A 16234-nucleotide genomic window follows, 5' to 3' on the forward strand; every position below is an offset into this window, starting at 1 on the left:
GGTCATCGGACGCCCACCTCCTCGAGGGCGGCGAGCACCACGTCGGCGGCGCGGTCGACGTCGGCGGCATCGAGGTCGGCGCGCATCGTCAGCCGCAGGCGCGAGGTACCCGGCGGCACCGACGGCGGCCGGAAGCATCCGACGAACACCCCGCGGGCCCGGCAGGCCGCCGCGGCGGCGAGCGCGGGGTGCGGATCACCGACGATCACCGAGAGCACCGCGGAGGTCTGCGGTGTCCCGTCGGGGCCGAGCGGCAGGGTCAGGCCGAGGCGATCGGCGATGCGTAGGACGTTGTCGCGCAACCGTAGTGGCATGTCCGGATCCGCCCGCAGCAATCCCAGCGCGGCGCGGGCGGCGCCGACCGCGCCCGGGTTGAGGCCGGTGTCGAAGATGAAGGTGCGGGCCCGGTCGATCAGATGGCCGCGCAGCACCTGCGGTCCGAGTACCACTCCCCCTTGTGCGCCCAGGGATTTCGAGGCGACCGTGGTCACCACGAGATCCGGTGCACCCGAGAGCCCGGCCTCGGCGACGACGCCGCGTCCGCCCGGCCCGCGGACACCGAGGCCGTGCGCCTCGTCGACCAGCAGAGCCGCGCCGTGCGCTCGTGCGGCGTCGTAGAGTTCGCGAACCGGCGCGGCAGCGCCGTCGACACTGTAGATCGAGTCGGTGACGACCAGTGCGCGTTCCTCGTCCCGGGCCGCGAGGGCGGCACGCACGGCGTCGTGATCTCCGCGGTCAACGACCACCACCCGCGCCCGCGACAGCCGGCAGCCGTCGATCAGGGAGGCGTGGGTACCGGTGTCGCTGACGATGAGGTCACCGCGCCCGGCGAGCGCGGTGATCACCCCCACGTTGGCGAGATAGCCGGAGGAGAACACCAGAGCCGAAGGGAATCCCAGGAATTCGGCGATCTCGCCTTCGAGGTCGAGGTGCGCCCGGGTGGTGCCCGCGACCAGTCGCGAGGCGGTCGAGCCCGCACCCCACTCGTCGATCGCCGTGCGGGCCGCGGCGAGCACCGCCGGATTCCTCGACATCCCCAGGTAGTCGTTCGAGGCGAGGTCGAGCAGACCCGAACCGCCGTCGCGGACCACCGGGTCGCGATGCAGCCCGGCCTGTGCGGTGGCATGTTGGGCCGCGTGCAGCCAGTCCAACGCGGGTCCGGTCGTACCGGTGAGCGTGTCCGTAATGGTCACGGCGACACCACCTCTCGGGTTGCGGCGATACTGGCCTGCGCCGCCGATGCCATGGCGCGCGTGATCACCTCGACGTCGTCGTCGGAGCACAGGAACGGCGGCATGGCATAGATCAGGGTGCGGAATGGTCGCAGCCATGCGCCGGCGTCGAGCGCGGCAGTGGTGGCGGCGGTCATGTCGACCGGCCGGTCGAGTTCGACGACGCCGATCGCGCCGAGGACCCGGACATCGCGGACACCGTCGAGGTGGCGCAGTGGGTCGAGTCCGCGGCGCAGGCCGTCCCGGATGCGGGTGACGTCGTCACGCCACGGGCGCGAGAGCAGCAGCTCGGTCGAGGCGACGGCGACCGCACACGCCAGCGGATTGGCCATGAACGTCGGGCCGTGGGCCAATCCGCCCGCCTCCCCGGAACTGATCACCTCCGCGATCTCCTCGGTACACAGGGTCGCGGCGAGGGTGAGGTATCCCCCGGTCAACGCCTTGCCGACACACATGATGTCGGGGGCGACGCCGGCCTGATCGGCGGCGAACATCGATCCGGTGCGGCCGAAGCCGGTGGCGATCTCGTCGAAGATCAACAGCACGCCCTCCTCGTCGCAGATGCGGCGCAGCGCGCGCAGGTGCGCCGGATCGTGAAAGCGCATGCCCCCGGCACCCTGGACGATCGGTTCGACGATGATCGCCGCGAGTTCGTCGCGATGGGCTGCGACGACGCCGGCGACGTCGGCGTCATAGGTGTCGTCGGCGTCCCGCGGCGGCGTCGGCACGAAGATCTGGTGGGCCAGGACGTCGGTCCACATGCTGTGCATCCCGCCGTCGGGGTCGCACACGCTCATCGGGGTGAAGGTGTCGCCGTGGTAGCCGCCGCGCCACGTGAGCAACCGGGTGCGGCCCGGTTCACCACGACCACGCCAGTACTGCAGCGCCATCTTGACCGCGACCTCCACCGAGACCGATCCGGAATCGCAGAAGAACACCTTGCGCAGCGGTTCGGGAGTGAGCTCGACGAGCAGTTCGGCGAGTCGCGCCGCGGGTTCGTGGGTGAGTCCACCGAACATGACGTGCGACATCGAGTCCAGCTGCCGCCGCACCGCGGCGTCGAGCACCGGGTGACGATAACCGTGGATGGCCGCCCACCATGAGCTCATCCCGTCGACGACCGTGCGTCCGTCGGCCAGCTCCAGTCGCACGCCGGATGCGCCGGTGACGACGAGCGGCCGGGTCGACGGCGGGAACGCACCGTAGGGATGCCAGATGTGGTCCGCATCGATGCGGCTGATGCTCATCTGATCCACGGGGACGTTCCTTCGATGTGTCGATGCGGGCGACGTGTCGATTCGGGGCCGGGCGGCCCACACAGGTGCGGGAGGGGCTGCCTCGCCGAAGCTTCGCCTGGACACTGTACAGGGCCGCCCTGGACGGTGTACAGGACCGCCTCGGCGGTGTCCGGCCACGGGGCTCTACGCTGTCCGGGTGAGCAACAATCGCGCCGACGTCCTCGCCGCCGCCCGCGACGTGCTCACCCGACACAGCCTCGCCGACCTGACCATGCGCAGGCTGGCAACCGAGGTCGGCGTCCGCCCCAACGCCCTGTACTGGCATTTCCCCAACAAGCAGACGCTGTTGGCGGCACTGGCCGACGACATCCTCGCCGATATCGACGAGCCCGGTCCGGAGCTGCGGTGGGACGAACGCCTCGAGGCCCTGGCGACCGGCATGCGCACGGCCCTGCTGGCCGTCCCCGACAGCGCCGAGGTCGTCTCGTCGAGCTGGGCCAGCGCACTGTCCGGGCGGCCCGTCGCCGACGACGTGGCCTCCGCCGCCGCACTCGGCGGCCTCGACGAGCATGGGGCCCGCGCGGTCGCGACCGCGATCTGCCAGCTGGTGATCGGACTGACGATCGAGGAACAGACCCGAGCCCAGATGGAACGGCTCGGAGTCATCGAGCCGTCCGAACGGGACTTCGACGCGGAGTTCACCGGCGCACTCGCGGTGATCATCGACGGCGCCCGCAGTCGCGCCCGCGTGGCCGGGCACCCGTAGAACCACCGGGCGCCGGTAGCGTCGAGAGTGCGCACACGTCCGCCTCCGCACGAAAGTCCGACTCCCATCGTGTCCACCGCCCAGGCAGTCCGTACCCCGTCCGGGTCGGCGACCCCCGCGGCGCAGTCCTACCGCACCGATCTCGACGGGCTACGCGGGATCGCGATCGCACTGGTGGCGTGCTTTCACATCTGGTTCGGCCGGGTCTCCGGCGGGGTGGACGTCTTCCTGACGCTGTCGGGTTTCTTCTTCATCGGCTCACTCCTGCGCCACACCATCGCAAGTCAATCCCCCGACGTCGGCCTGGCCGCGACCATCAATCCGTGGCCCCGCCTGCGCCGACTCCTCCGCCGCCTGCTGCCGGCCCTGCTCACCGTCCTGGGTGCGGTGCTGATCCTGACGGTGCTCCTACTCCCGCCGACCCGATGGGCCAACATCGGTCGCGAGCTCACGGCGAGCGCCCTGTACTACCAGAACTGGTATCTGGCTCTGAACTCGCAGGACTACCTCGCGGCGAGCTCGGCGAACAGTCCCCTGCAACACATCTGGTCGATGTCGGTGCAGGGCCAGTTCTTTCTCGCCACGCTCCTGGTCGCGCTGGGCTTCGCCGGACTGGTCAAACTCGCCGCGCGGGTGATCGCACCGATCGCCACACCGCACACCATCCGCGTGTGCGTGGGGGTGGCGTTGCTCGGCGCGGCGGCGATCTCGTTCTACTGGGCCGACATGCGCATGGGCGTGAACCAGCAGTGGAACTACTTCGACACGCTCTCCCGTCTGTGGGAGCCGCTGGCCGGAGGACTGCTCGCGGTCTGGTTGCCCCGATGGCGTATCCCTCGAGCGGTGCGCACCCTCGCCGGCGCGATCGCACTCGGACTGATCATCACCTGCGGATGGTGGATCGACGGGGTGGACTCCTATCCCGGCCCGTGGGCGCTGGTGCCGGTCGGATCCACCCTGATCCTCATCTGGGCGGGCGCGGCGGCCCTCGAACAGCGCTCCGGTGCCCGACACGCACGTCCGGTCCATCCGCTGCCGATGATCAACCGGCTGCTGGCCTCCCCCGGGCCGGTGTGGTTGGGGACCATCGCCTACGCGCTCTATCTGTGGCATTGGCCGCTGCTGATCTTCTTCCTCAACTGGCGCGGTAAAGAGCAAGCGTCGTTCCTCGACGGTGTATGCCTGCTGGTGGTCTCGATCGGTCTGGCATGGCTGACCAAGCGCTATATCGAGGACCCGCTGCGCACCCGGACCGCACCCGGTGGCCGGGACCGGGCGACACGTCGCCTGCCCTCCTACACCGCCGTGCTCACCTCGATCCTCCTCGTGCTCAGCATGTCGGGGGCGGTCGCGATCGGGATGTGGCAGCGACACGTGGCGACGCTGACCGTCGACACCGCCGACCTCGATCCGCGTGACTACCCCGGTGCCCGCGCATTGCTCGACGGTGCGCCGGTCCCGGCACTCGATCCGCAGCCGACGCCGCTCGCGGTCATCGAAGACTTTCCGGAGACCTCGACCGACGGGTACATGAGCAGCTTCGAGGACCCGTCGATCCACGTCGGGGTGTACGGCGACCCGAACGCGCAACGCACCGTCGCGCTCGCGGGCGGTTCGCATGCCGAGATGTGGATCAGCGCCTTGCACCTGCTCGGCAAGAGACACCACTTCCGCGTCACCACCTACCTGAAGATGGGGTGCCCGCTCTCGACCGAGGAACTGCCGTCGATGCAGAACGGCGTCCCGTATCCGCAGTGCCACGACTGGGTGCAGCGGGTGATCCCCCGGATTATCGCCGACCGCCCCGACGCGGTGTTCACCACCTCGACCCGCCCGGACACCGCAGCCGCCGGCGACGTGTTGCCGGACACGTACGTGCCGGTGTTCGAACGATTCACCGATGCCGGTATCCCCGTTCTCGGTATGCGGGACACGCCCTGGCCGCATGACGCGCGGGGTGCCATCGACACCCCCACCTGCCTCGCCGACGGCGGCAACGGTGAGTCCTGCGGAACCGATCGCGCCTCGGCTCTCGACGCCCGCGATCCGGCGGCCGCGCTCGCCGCCACCGACCCGCTGTTCCATGCCCTCGATCTGTCCGACGGGGTCTGCACTCCCGAGCGCTGTCCCGCGATCGTCGGCAACATCATCGTGTACAAGGACTGGCATCACCTCAGCGCCACCTACGTGCGCAGTCTCACCGACGGACTCGGTGTGCAGCTCCGGCGAGCGCTGCCCTGGACCGGCGGTGTGGGAGGGTGAGCGCTCCGGAGGCGAGTGGCTTGCTTCCGAGATGAATGCGCGCCGTATCGCGACTACTGTCGGTGCATGACCGACAGAAGGTGGGCATGACCGTACCGCCAACCGCCGATGACGCCACAGGTACCGAGACCACAGGTACCGACACCACGGGTACCGAGACTGCAGGCACCGAGTCTTCTGCCACCGCGACCGGTACCGCCACCACCGCGGCGCCGCGCAGCAGCAGCACCCGACCGCATCCGACGGAGAAGCTCGTCGCCGACGGCGCCCAGGCGGAGGCGATGGTCGAGCCGGAGCCCGCGCCGATTCCGGTGTGGCCCGGTCAGGCGTACCCGCTCGGCGCCACCTACGACGGCGTGGGAACCAACTTCTCCCTGTTCTCCGAGGCCGCCGAAGCGGTGGATCTGTGCCTGATCGATCGCGACGGCAACGAACGCCGTATACGCATCGAGGAGGTCGACGGATACTGCTGGCATTGCTATCTGCCCAATGTGGGTCCCGGCCAGTTCTACGGCTACCGAGTCCACGGACCGTATGATCCCGGACGCGGATTGCGTTGCGACCCGAGCAAATTGCTGCTCGATCCCTACGGCAAGGCCTATCACGGCGAGTTCGACGGCGACGCGTCACTGTTCTCGTATCCGCTGCCCGAGAGCACCCACGACGACGCGGGCACGGACGAGAGCTCCGACGATGCGGACGGTTGCCTCGACGAGGCGGATACCGCCGCGATCGAAGCCGACGAGGTCACCGAGACCGACTCCGCCGACGAGACCGACCCTGCCGACGAGACCGACTCTGCGACAACGGTTGCCGAAGAAGCGACCACTACGGAAACAATCGACTCGCACGCCGCTGACACGCAGGCTGCCGGGTCCGCAGGGTCCGATGCAGCGGGTTCCGGCGCAGAGGCATCCGATACAGAGGCGTCCGATGCAGCGGGGGCCGATGCCGGGGCGTCCGGTGCCGGGGCACCGGGTGCCGAACAGCCCGATGCAGAGGGGGCTTCCGACGCCGATCCACTGACCGCCGACGACACCACCGACGTTGTGCCGCCGGCTCCGGAACCGGTCACCGAGCCGCAACCGTCGCCGTCGATGCCGCAGCTGGATTCGTTGGGGCACACCATGTTGTCGGTGGTCATCAACCCCTACTTCGATTGGCAGAACGACCACTCGCCCCGACTGCCGTACCACCAGACGGTGATCTACGAGGCCCACGTCAAGGGCATGACGGCCACCCATCCCGACGTCCCGGAAGCATTGCGCGGCACCTACTCCGGGCTGTGTCATCCGGTGATCATCGATCACCTGAAGTCGTTGGGTGTGACCGCCATCGAGCTGATGCCGGTGCATCAGTTCATGCAGGACTTCGTGCTGCTCGACAAGGGTTTGCGAAACTACTGGGGGTACAACACCTTCGGCTTCTTCGCGCCGCACGTCGAGTATGCGTCGAATCACGACCAGCCCGGGAGCGCGGTCACCGAGTTCAAGGCCATGGTGCGCGCCTTCCACAAGGCGGGTATCGAGGTGATCCTCGACGTCGTCTACAACCACACCGCCGAGGGCAACCACCTCGGACCGACCGTGGCCTTCCGCGGAATCGACAACGCCGCCTACTACCGGCTCGTCGACGACAATCCCGAGATGTACATGGATTACACCGGGACCGGCAACAGCCTCAACGGCCGCCATCCGCACACCCTGCAGCTCATCATGGATTCGCTGCGCTACTGGGTACTCGAGATGCACGTCGATGGTTTCCGGTTCGATCTCGCCTCGACGCTGGCCCGCGAGCTGCATGACGTGGACCGGCTCTCGGCGTTCTTCGATCTGGTCCAACAGGATCCGGTGGTCAGCCAGGTCAAGCTCATCGCCGAGCCGTGGGACGTCGGCGAAGGCGGGTATCAGGTCGGGAACTTCCCGCCGCTGTGGACCGAGTGGAACGGCAAATATCGCGACACCGTGCGCGACTACTGGCGCGGCGAACCATCCACCCTGGGCGAGTTCGCCTCTCGCCTCACCGGCTCGTCGGACCTCTACGAGGCGACCGGGCGCCGCCCACTCGCGAGCATCAACTTCGTCATCGCCCACGACGGCTTCACCTTGCGTGATCTCGTGTCCTACAACGAGAAACACAACATGGCCAACGGTGAGGACAACCGCGACGGGGAAAGCCACAACCGGTCCTGGAACTGTGGGGTCGAGGGCCCCACCGACGATCCGGAGGTCAATGCGCTGCGCGCCCGGCAGCAACGCAACATCCTCGCCACACTGTTCCTCTCCCAGGGCACGCCGATGCTCGCCCACGGTGACGAGATCGGGCGCACACAATCGGGCAACAACAACGTCTACTGCCAGGATTCCGAGTTGTCCTGGATGGACTGGTCATTGGCGGAGAAGAACTCCGATCTGCTGGAATTCACCCGCAAGGCCATCACACTGCGCACCAAACACCCGGTGTTCCGCCGACGCCGGTTCTTCGCGGGCAAACCCATCCGGTGGGGCCGGCAGTACCTCGACATCGCCTGGCTCACCCCCTCGGGCGAGGAGATGACCACCGCCGACTGGGACAGCGGATTCGGCAAGAGTCTCGCGGTGTTCCTCAACGGCAACGGAATCGGCGAAAAGGACGAGCGCGGCGAGAAGATCGTCGACGACAGCTTCATCATCTGCTTCAACGCCCACTACGAGCCGATCGAGTTCACGCTGCCGGCCATCCTGGAGGCGGGATGGACCGGTGTCCTCGACACCGCCCAACCCACGGGTGACTCCGACATCGAGGACGCCTGTGGCGGCACCACATTCGCGGTTCAGGCCCGCTCGCTACTCGTCCTGCGAAAGCAGCACTGACCCGATGGCCGGCACAGTCCCGGGCTCGGAGACCGGCGACGGTGCGGGCGCCGCCGGCGGCCTCCGCCCGGAACCCATTGCCACCTACCGGGTTCAGCTGACCCCGGACTTCGGTTTCGTCGAGGTCATCGGCATCCTCGGACATCTGGCCGATCTCGGTGTCAGCCACGTCTACCTCTCGCCGATCGGTACCGCGATGCCCGGCTCCACCCACGGCTACGACTGGGTACCCCCTCCGCAGGTGTCACCGATCCTCGGCGGCCGTGAGGGTCTGGCCGCCCTGCGCGCGGCGGCGCGCGCGGTCGGCCTGGGCATTCTCATCGACATCGTCCCCAACCACACCGGGGTGGCCGAGGTCCTGCGCAACCCCTGGTTCGCCGATCTCTTGCGGCACGGGCCCGGTTCACGGTACGCCGGGTACTTCGACGCGGATTTCTCCTCCGACAACGGTAGCGACGGGAAACTTGCCCTGCCGGTCCTCGCCGCCGACGGCGACCTGGCTCCACTGACCGTCGACCGGCACGGCATTCTGCGCTATTACGACCACGAATTCCCCACCGCGCCGGGCAGTCTCGGCGGTACACCGCAGGATGTTCATGCGCGGCAACACTATCGACTGGTGCCCTGGAATTCCGGGATCATCGGCTACCGCCGATTCTTCACGGTCAACGAACTCGCCGGATTGCGCCAGGAGGACGACGCCGTCTACGACGCCACCCACGCCTGGATTCGGGAGCTGATCGACGCCGATCTGATCGACGGGGTGAGGGTCGATCACCCCGACGGGCTGTGGGACCCGATGTCCTATCTCGAGCGGTTGCGCGGTGACATCGGCACCGATCGCCTGCTCTACATCGAGAAGATCCTGGCCGCCGACGAGGCGCTGGAACCGACGTTGCCCGTCGAGGGAACCACCGGATACGACCAGCTGCGACTCATCGAGTCGGTGTTCACCGCTCCGTCGGGGATCGTCGAGCTCAGCGAGATCCACGAACACACCACCGGCGTGCCCGCCGACGCCCACTGGCTGCACGACACCGAACGGCAGCGCAAGCTGACCACACTCACGCAGATGTTCCCCGCCGAGCTCCGCAGACTGGTGCGTGCGCTGACCCATTCCGATCCGACCGCCGACGCGGCCGCCCTCACCGACGCCGTCGCCGAGTTGATCGCCGATCTCGGTGTCTATCGCGCGGACTATCCGTCGCTACGATCTCGTCTGCTCGGTGTGGCCGAGGGGATCACCCGCCGACGACCCGATCTCGCCGACGCCGTGACACTCATCGTGCACGCCACCGCCACACCCGGTGCCCCGACGTCGCGGTTGGCGCAAACGTGCGGTGCGGTCACCGCCAAGAGCGTCGAGGACAGCCTGTTCTACCGCACGGCCCGACTGGTGTCGGCGCAGGAGGTCGGCGGTGACCCGGCCAACCCGGCGCTGCCGCTGCGTGAGTTCCACGAACTCAACGTCGTCCGGGCGCAGGACTGGCCACGAGCCATGACGGCGTCATCGACCCACGACACCAAGCGCGGCGAGGATGTGCGGGCGCGCATCGCGTTGCTCGCACAGGTACCCGAGCGGTGGTCACTGCTGGTTCGCCAGGTCTGGGACGCCGCTCCGCCACCGGATCATCTGACCGGATACTTCTTGCTGCAGAACGTGATCGGGGTGTGGCCGCTCGACGGCGGGGTCGACGACGAGTTACGTGATCGCCTGCGCGCCTATGCGCGCAAAGCGGCCCGCGAGGCCGGTGTGCGGACCACGTGGACCGAGGTCGACGAGGCGTTCGAGGATGCGCTGGATACCTGGATCGGTGCGCTCACCGCCGAACCGGTGGCCGGGATGATCGATGACCTGATCACCCGGATCGGTCCGGCATGGGAACAGGAAGTGTTGGCCCGCAAGGCCATCGCACTTCTCGGCCCTGGTGTCGGCGACATCTACCAGGGCACCGAGTGGTTCGAGGACTCACTGGTCGATCCCGACAATCGTCGTCCGGTGGACTTCCGCCGGTCTCTCGATCACCCCAAGACACGGCTGGTGGTCGCCGCGTTGCGGGTTCGCCGGGAACACCGCGCGGCCTTCGGCCCCCACGGCGACTACCGACCGATTCGGGTCGACGGACCGGCCGCCGACCACGCGATTGCCTTCGGTCGGGGTGTCCGCGGCGAGAGCGATCCGCGGGTGATCGTGGTGACCGCCCGCTTCACCCACAGCCTCGACGACGACCGCGCCTCGGCGACCACCCTGGCGCTGCCGCCCGGCACCTGGATCGATACCGATTCGCGGTCCGAGCACGCCGGATCGGTCGATCTCGCCGCGCTGCGGACCGCGGGTCCGGTGGCGATCCTGACCCCGTCGGGTACCTGACGGGGTCGACGGCCTCAGCCGCCGGGTGCCGGAGCGGGAGCAGGCGTGGGTACCGGGGTATTCGCCGGCCCTGCGTTCGGCGTGGACCCGCCGCCGGCACCGGCCTCACCGGCATCGGACAGACCGGCCTGCATGGCGTCGAGATCGGACACGAGCCACTTGCCGTCGACCTTGTCGAGCTTGAGCGAGTACATGAACAGCGACGTACCACCTTGCGGCGCAAGGGTGCTCGTTCCGGTCACCTGCACAACGGCCATGGTCGAGGCGTGGTCGGTACCGAAGTCGATCACCGACACCTTCTGGACATCGATCTTGGTGTTCTTGACGTTGATCGACTGGATTGCCTTGGTGGTGTCACCGAGCTGGGATTCCAGGTGCTTGCGATACTCACCGGTCGTCAGCGGCCCGACGATGTCCTTCATGTTGGCCACCGTGTCGGCGTTCATGCTGCTGGTCAGCTTCTCGGCGAAGATCGCCGAGGCGTTCTTGGCGTCGTCGAAGGCGTTGAGACGCTGCTGATCGCGGTAGAAGAACCAGCCGAGCACAGCCACGCCGACGATCGCGGCGACGACCACCAATGCCAGCAACGATCGCCACAGGGCGCGCGCCGACAGCGTGATCGAGATCTGCTTCCCACCACCGGTGGGTGCGGGCTCGGCGGATTCGGGCACAGCAGCGGGCCGGGCGGATGGACCCTCGTCCTCGGGAATCACGTTCTCCGGCTCGGTACGCCGGGCCGTTCCGGATCGTGCGCTCTTGGTACGCGGGACCGGCTTGCCCGACTGCTTGGTCAGCGATGCCTTCGCCGCCGCGGTGTCGGTATCGGTGTCGGTATCAGTGCCGGGGCCGGAGCCGTCGGCCACGGCCGAGTCCGCTTCGCCGGAATCCTCCACGGCACCCGGCACATTCATCGCCGCACCCTCTGGGCCGTCGGCGGCCGCCTCGTCGCGCACGTCGTCCTGCTCACCTGTCATCGCGTGTTTCCGTTCTCACTCGCCGCCCACTCCTGCCCCACCCCACCAACTCCCCTCGACGAGGAGTTCAGGCGGTGCGAGCCCCCCGGAGGCCGGGCGTCACTTGTCCAGCGGAACCGTCCGCGCATTCGGGTCGTAGTTCGGCGGCGGTCCGGCGGTGTCGTCCCCCGGCGGACGGGGTGCGTTCGCCGAGCCACGGATCTGCTGGTTGGGATCCTCGGTGACACAGTACAGATTCGTCGGCACCGACAACTCGAGGATCTTCGTCGGGCGCACCGGGGTGACCGCATAATCGCAGTACGGGCGCGGGTAGATCGAACCGAACGCCCACCAGGCGCCGTCGTGGAACATGGTGAGGGACTTGATCGATGCATCCCTGATCGAGGGCAGCAGATTGACCACCGCCGGTGCGCGCAACGCACCTTGGCGGGTCACGTCCAGCAGCTGACCGAGTACGTCGGTGATCGGGTCCTGGATCTCGTTGATCGAGCCGGACAGGCTCGACAACTGCTGCGGGCCCTTGCCGAGCAACGTGCGCAGCTCACGGTCGGCGGCAACCGCCGCATTGACCACCGAACTCAGCGAGGACACCGTGCCCTGCAGATCGGGCTGGATCTGTGAGGTGGTCTGCAGGATCGTGCCCGTCTCGGAGATCAGCTTGGTGGTCTGCGGCAGCACCCGGTAGAGGTCGGCGAAGATCGTGCCGCCCGCGTCGAACAGCACGCGCAGGTCGTTGGTGTTGCCCTTGGGATTGAGGGCGACGTCGAGGTTGTCGACGATCGACGCGAGCTTGGCCGGGTCGATCTGGTCGATGACACCGAGCGAGGTCTCCAGCAATTGCGGGAACGGCGTGGTCACCTTCGTCTGGTTCACGTTGATGGTGTCGCCGTCGCGCAGGTAGGGCCCCTCGGCGCTCGGCGGGGAGAAATCGACGTACTGCTCACCCGCGGCCGACAAGCCCAACGCCGAGACCGTCGTGTTGCGGTTGATGTGCACGTCGTCGTCGACCGACACCACCACCTTCACCGACTGTGGTTGCACCTGAATGGATTTGACGTCGCCGATCGGGACGCCGCGCAGGGTCACCTGCGAGGTGTCCTGCAGGCCACCGGAGATCGGGAAATTGATCGTGAGCGTGTAGTGACCCTGGAACGGCTGCCACCGCAGCGCGCCGAACGACAGGTAGGCCAGCCCGATGAGCATCACCCCGATCAGCGCCAGGTTGCCCAGCACGATCGAGTGTTTGCGCAGCCACCCCATGAATCCACTCATCCGCAGCACCCCTGGGTCGCAGTCAGCCGGGCCAGCAGGCGGGTCAGCGTCTGCTGCAACGACTCTCCCGCCGCCCCGACATCGCCGAGCTCGGGAAGCCGGCTGGCCGAATCGAACCCGGCGCCCGGGTTCAGGTAGTACACCTTCGCCGACAACGACGCCGCACTCGAACTGGTCGACTTGGCCCATTTGGGGGTCAGCTCGGCGACATTGTCCGACAGCGGTCCGAGGATCGTCGCGCCCTGTTTGAGTTCGTCGAGGAGGGTGGCGAGATGGCCGGTGAGCTCGACGAAATTCTGGCCGTCGCTGCCGAGGAAGTCGTTCGTGGCGGCGGTGACCTGATTGGTCTTGTCGAGCGTGGTCAGGATCGTCTGCATCTCGTCGTTGATGGTGTCGAAGGCGGGCGAGAGCTTGTTGATCGACGCCATGATCTGCGCGCGGCCCGCCGCGAGCTGCCCGGTCAGCACCTGTGTGTTGCGCATCGCGGCGTCGACCTCGGCGGAGTTCTGGTTGAGTTTGCGTAGGGCCGTGGTCAATCCGGCGATGGCACCGTTGAGTTGCTGCGGATTGTCCGGCGAGGTCGACACCGCGGCGCTGAGTTCGGTGATGATCTGCTGGGTGGAACCGAGCGAACCGCTGTCGACGAATCCGCTCAAACTGACCAGGAGATCCTCGACGGTCGCCGCGGCCGACCGCGGTCCGGTCAGCGTCTGACCATTGGACATGTAGCCGGCGTCGGTAGTCGACGGCGGGAGCAACGCGACGAACACGTCACCGAGCGGGGTCGCCTGCCGCAGTTCGGCACCGGTGCCCTTGGGCACCTTGGCCGAGGTGCTGACATCCATGGTGACGATCGCCTTGTAGTTCTCGGCACGGATTCCGGTGACCTCACCGACGTCCATGCCGTAGAGCTTCACCTTGGCCCGGGTCGGCAGGTTCAGCGCATTGTCGAAACTGGCGTTCAACGTCATGGTGTCGCCGAGGTTGCCCGGGGCGGGCAGCGGGATCTGCTCGACGGTCAGTCCGGGGATCGCCGAACAGCCGGTCACGGCCAGCACGGTCGCGACGATCCCGGTCACCACCAGCTTGCGGGTCCACGAGCGAACCGGCGCCGGACGGCGTCTGGAGAAAGTGCGGCGAGTGAAGGGATGGCGGGAGGAGGGTGCCGGAGTCATTTGGTCAGTGCCTCCAATGCCGAGAACACCCCGAGATCGGGTCCGAAGCCCTGGAGCTGACCGGTCTCGCAACCGTTCTTGTGCAGATTGATCGCCTTACAGAACTGGGACACCAGCTGGGTGTCGAGCAACGACTTGTCCAGCAGCACCTGGGCACGCCAGGCACCCTGTTCGGCAGAGATGGAATTGCTCAGGTTCTGGAAGAGCAGCGGCCCGAGGTCGATGGTCTCGACGACCTGACGTGAGTAGTCGCTCAGGTTCTCCGCGAGTGCGGCCAGCCGCCCGGTGGAGGCACCGATCGTACCGGCGTTGTTGTGCAGGAACTCCGAGGTGTTGAGCAGTGTCTGATTCAGATCGCCCAGGGTCGCCACCAGACCCGGCGACTGACGTCCGAGCATCTCGCTGACCTGATTGATCGAGTTCGAGAAGTCCTTCATCTTCGGGTAATTCGCGACGAGGGCGGCGGTGAGTTGCTGGACCGACTTGACGATGTCGACGATGGCGTCGCCGTTGCCCGACACGACCTGCGAGGCGCTGCCGAGCTGATTGATCGCCTCCTGCAGCCGTTGCCCGTTGTCGCTGGTGATGCCCGAGGTCACGTCCATCAGGTCGGCGACCGCCCCCTCCCCCGGTGCCTGGCCGGAGAGGTTGCTGACGAGCTTGTCGACCGCGTCGAACAGGTCACCCACCGACACCGGACTCATGCCCTCGTTGCGCATCACCGCGCCGTCGGTCAGCTTGGGGCCCTTGGAGTATGCCGGGGTCAGCTCGATGTGGCGGGTGGTGACGATCGAGGTGTTGACGATGGCCGCGGTCGCGTCGGCCGGAACGGGCACGTTCTTGTCGATGGTGAATTTCACCATGACGCGGTTGCCCTGTTCCTCGATCTTGGTGACCTGACCGACCGGCATTCCCAGTACCGCAACGTCATTGGTGGTGTAGAGGCCCGCGGTGTTCGGGAAGAACGCGGTGACCTCGATGGCCTGACCGGTCGCGGTCTTCCAGCCGGCCGGGATCAGCGAACACCCGGAAAGCACACCGATGGCGAGCACGATCAGTCCCGCGAGGATCGTCGACCGCCGCGTGAACTTCCGAGAAACCATGTGCGCGTTCAGCATCCGTCCACCACCCGTGCCGTGCAGAGCCAGTTGTCGGGGAAGATGCCCCACGGTAGGTAGCCGTTGGCGTACGGGCCGTCGCCGATAACGTTGTTGGTCAGGCGTGCGGTGACCGGCAGGACCTCGAGCATCTTGCGGAGGTTGTCGCGGTTCTTCTCCAGACCCTGGGTGATGGTGTTCAGGTTGGCCATGATCGGGGCGAACTGGCCGGCGTCCTCGGAGGCGACGAGTTGGGCCTGCTCGGTGATCTGGGCGATGCCGTCGAGCAACCGGGTCACCAGTGCCTCCCGGGCGACGATCTTGTTCGCCAGTTGCGCGCCCTGGCCCACGATGATCGCCAGTTGCGCCGAATTGTCCTGCACGATCGCCGTCACCGACTTGGTGTCGCTGATCAGCTGATTGATCTGATCGCGGCGGTCGGTGATGATCTCCGACATCTGCGTCAGTGAGTCGAGCGTCGGTTTGGTGACCGCGGGTGCCCCGGCGAGTTGCTGGTTCAACGTCCGGATGCTCTGGCCGAGGTCCTCGTCGTTGATGCCTTGCAGGATGGGCGTGCCCTTCTCGATGGTCTTCTGCAGGTCGTAGGGAACCCGGGTCTCGGTGATCACGTTGTCGGCCGCCGGATCGGGTGAATTGCCCAGCGAGATATCGATGTAGCGCTGGCCGAGCAGGGTCGAGAGTTTGATCTCGGCCGATCCGTTGGCGGTGACGTCGACGTCCTTGTCGACCTTCATGGTGATGTGGATGTGGTTGCCCTGCAGTTCGGTCGAGCCGACCTCACCGACGTCGATGCCGGCCACCCGGACCTTGTCGCCCGGTCGCACGCCTCCGGCCTGGGCGAAGTCCGCCGAATAGGTCTTCTTGCCGATGTCGGCCTTGCCGATGCCGGTGATACCGAGGACGAGCAGCACGATGACCACCGTGCCGGCCAACCCGTACCAGAGGAGTCGGCGGTCGTCGAAACTGCGACGCAT

General features: G+C 67.3%; 11 protein-coding genes. 4 read left to right on the forward strand and 7 right to left on the reverse strand.

Annotation, left to right across the window (positions count from 1 at the left end):
- Positions 1-2: 2 nt before the first annotated feature.
- Together J6U32_RS18305 and J6U32_RS18310 are read right to left on the reverse strand one after the other, a co-directional pair.
- Positions 3-1193, reverse strand: coding sequence for an 8-amino-7-oxononanoate synthase (locus J6U32_RS18305; protein WP_208791568.1), 1191 nt, complete (start codon positions 1191-1193; stop codon positions 3-5).
- Positions 1190-2488, reverse strand: a complete 1299-nt coding sequence (locus J6U32_RS18310; RefSeq protein ID WP_208791569.1) for an adenosylmethionine--8-amino-7-oxononanoate transaminase — start codon at positions 2486-2488, stop codon at positions 1190-1192. Before J6U32_RS18310 ends, J6U32_RS18305 begins: the two co-directional genes overlap by 4 nt.
- 178 nt (positions 2489-2666) lie before the next feature.
- Between J6U32_RS18310 and J6U32_RS18315 the strand changes: the two genes are divergently transcribed.
- The 4 genes from J6U32_RS18315 (at position 2667) to treY (ending at position 10721) form a co-directional block, all read left to right on the forward strand.
- A complete protein-coding gene (locus J6U32_RS18315; protein WP_208791570.1) occupies positions 2667-3236 on the forward strand; it encodes a TetR/AcrR family transcriptional regulator in 570 nt (189 codons plus the stop codon).
- Between the two features lie 69 nt (positions 3237-3305).
- On the forward strand, positions 3306-5498 hold the full coding sequence (locus J6U32_RS18320) for an acyltransferase family protein (RefSeq protein ID WP_208791571.1): 2193 nt from the start codon (positions 3306-3308) through the stop codon (positions 5496-5498).
- 86 nt (positions 5499-5584) lie between these two features.
- The gene (gene glgX / locus J6U32_RS18325; protein ID WP_208791572.1) at positions 5585-8350 is read left to right on the forward strand and encodes a glycogen debranching protein GlgX; all 2766 of its coding nucleotides are present in this window, start codon (positions 5585-5587) and stop codon (positions 8348-8350) included.
- A 4-nt stretch (positions 8351-8354) separates the two neighbouring features.
- Complete coding sequence (gene treY, locus J6U32_RS18330; RefSeq protein WP_208791573.1) at positions 8355-10721, forward strand: malto-oligosyltrehalose synthase; 2367 nt, start codon at positions 8355-8357, stop codon at positions 10719-10721.
- Positions 10722-10735: 14 nt separating this feature from the next.
- Here the strand turns inward: treY and J6U32_RS18335 are convergent, their stop codons facing one another.
- The 5 genes from J6U32_RS18335 to J6U32_RS18355 all read right to left on the reverse strand — a co-directional run bounded on the left by J6U32_RS18335 (position 10736) and on the right by J6U32_RS18355 (position 16234).
- Entirely contained in the window at positions 10736-11695 is a 960-nt protein-coding gene (locus tag J6U32_RS18335) for a hypothetical protein (protein ID WP_208791574.1), read from the reverse strand.
- A 99-nt stretch (positions 11696-11794) separates the two neighbouring features.
- Complete coding sequence (locus J6U32_RS18340; RefSeq protein WP_208791575.1) at positions 11795-12967, reverse strand: MCE family protein; 1173 nt, start codon at positions 12965-12967, stop codon at positions 11795-11797.
- On the reverse strand, positions 12964-14049 hold the full coding sequence (locus J6U32_RS18345; RefSeq protein ID WP_208796195.1) for an MlaD family protein: 1086 nt from the start codon (positions 14047-14049) through the stop codon (positions 12964-12966). The genes J6U32_RS18340 and J6U32_RS18345 overlap by 4 nt, the downstream gene beginning before the upstream one ends.
- An 89-nt stretch (positions 14050-14138) precedes the next feature.
- Complete coding sequence (locus J6U32_RS18350) at positions 14139-15260, reverse strand: MCE family protein (protein WP_208791576.1); 1122 nt, start codon at positions 15258-15260, stop codon at positions 14139-14141.
- Positions 15254-16234: an MCE family protein gene (locus J6U32_RS18355; RefSeq protein WP_208791577.1), complete on the reverse strand. Its 981-nt coding sequence runs from the start codon at positions 16232-16234 to the stop codon at positions 15254-15256. Before J6U32_RS18355 ends, J6U32_RS18350 begins: the two co-directional genes overlap by 7 nt.

The sequence above is a fragment of the Gordonia polyisoprenivorans genome (assembly GCF_017654315.1).
Classification (GTDB): Bacteria; Actinomycetota; Actinomycetes; order Mycobacteriales; family Mycobacteriaceae; genus Gordonia; species Gordonia polyisoprenivorans_A.

Excerpts from the sequence above, each read along its gene's own strand:
- glgX (WP_208791572.1), top strand. The coding sequence starts at position 5,585 with ATGACCGTACCGCCAACCGCCGATGACGCCACAGGTACCGAGACCACA.
- J6U32_RS18340 (WP_208791575.1), bottom strand. The coding sequence starts at position 12,967 with ATGAGTGGATTCATGGGGTGGCTGCGCAAACACTCGATCGTGCTGGGC.
- treY (WP_208791573.1), top strand. The coding sequence starts at position 8,355 with ATGGCCGGCACAGTCCCGGGCTCGGAGACCGGCGACGGTGCGGGCGCC.
- J6U32_RS18335 (WP_208791574.1), bottom strand. The coding sequence starts at position 11,695 with ATGACAGGTGAGCAGGACGACGTGCGCGACGAGGCGGCCGCCGACGGC.
- J6U32_RS18355 (WP_208791577.1), bottom strand. The coding sequence starts at position 16,234 with ATGCGTCGCAGTTTCGACGACCGCCGACTCCTCTGGTACGGGTTGGCC.
- J6U32_RS18350 (WP_208791576.1), bottom strand. The coding sequence starts at position 15,260 with ATGCTGAACGCGCACATGGTTTCTCGGAAGTTCACGCGGCGGTCGACG.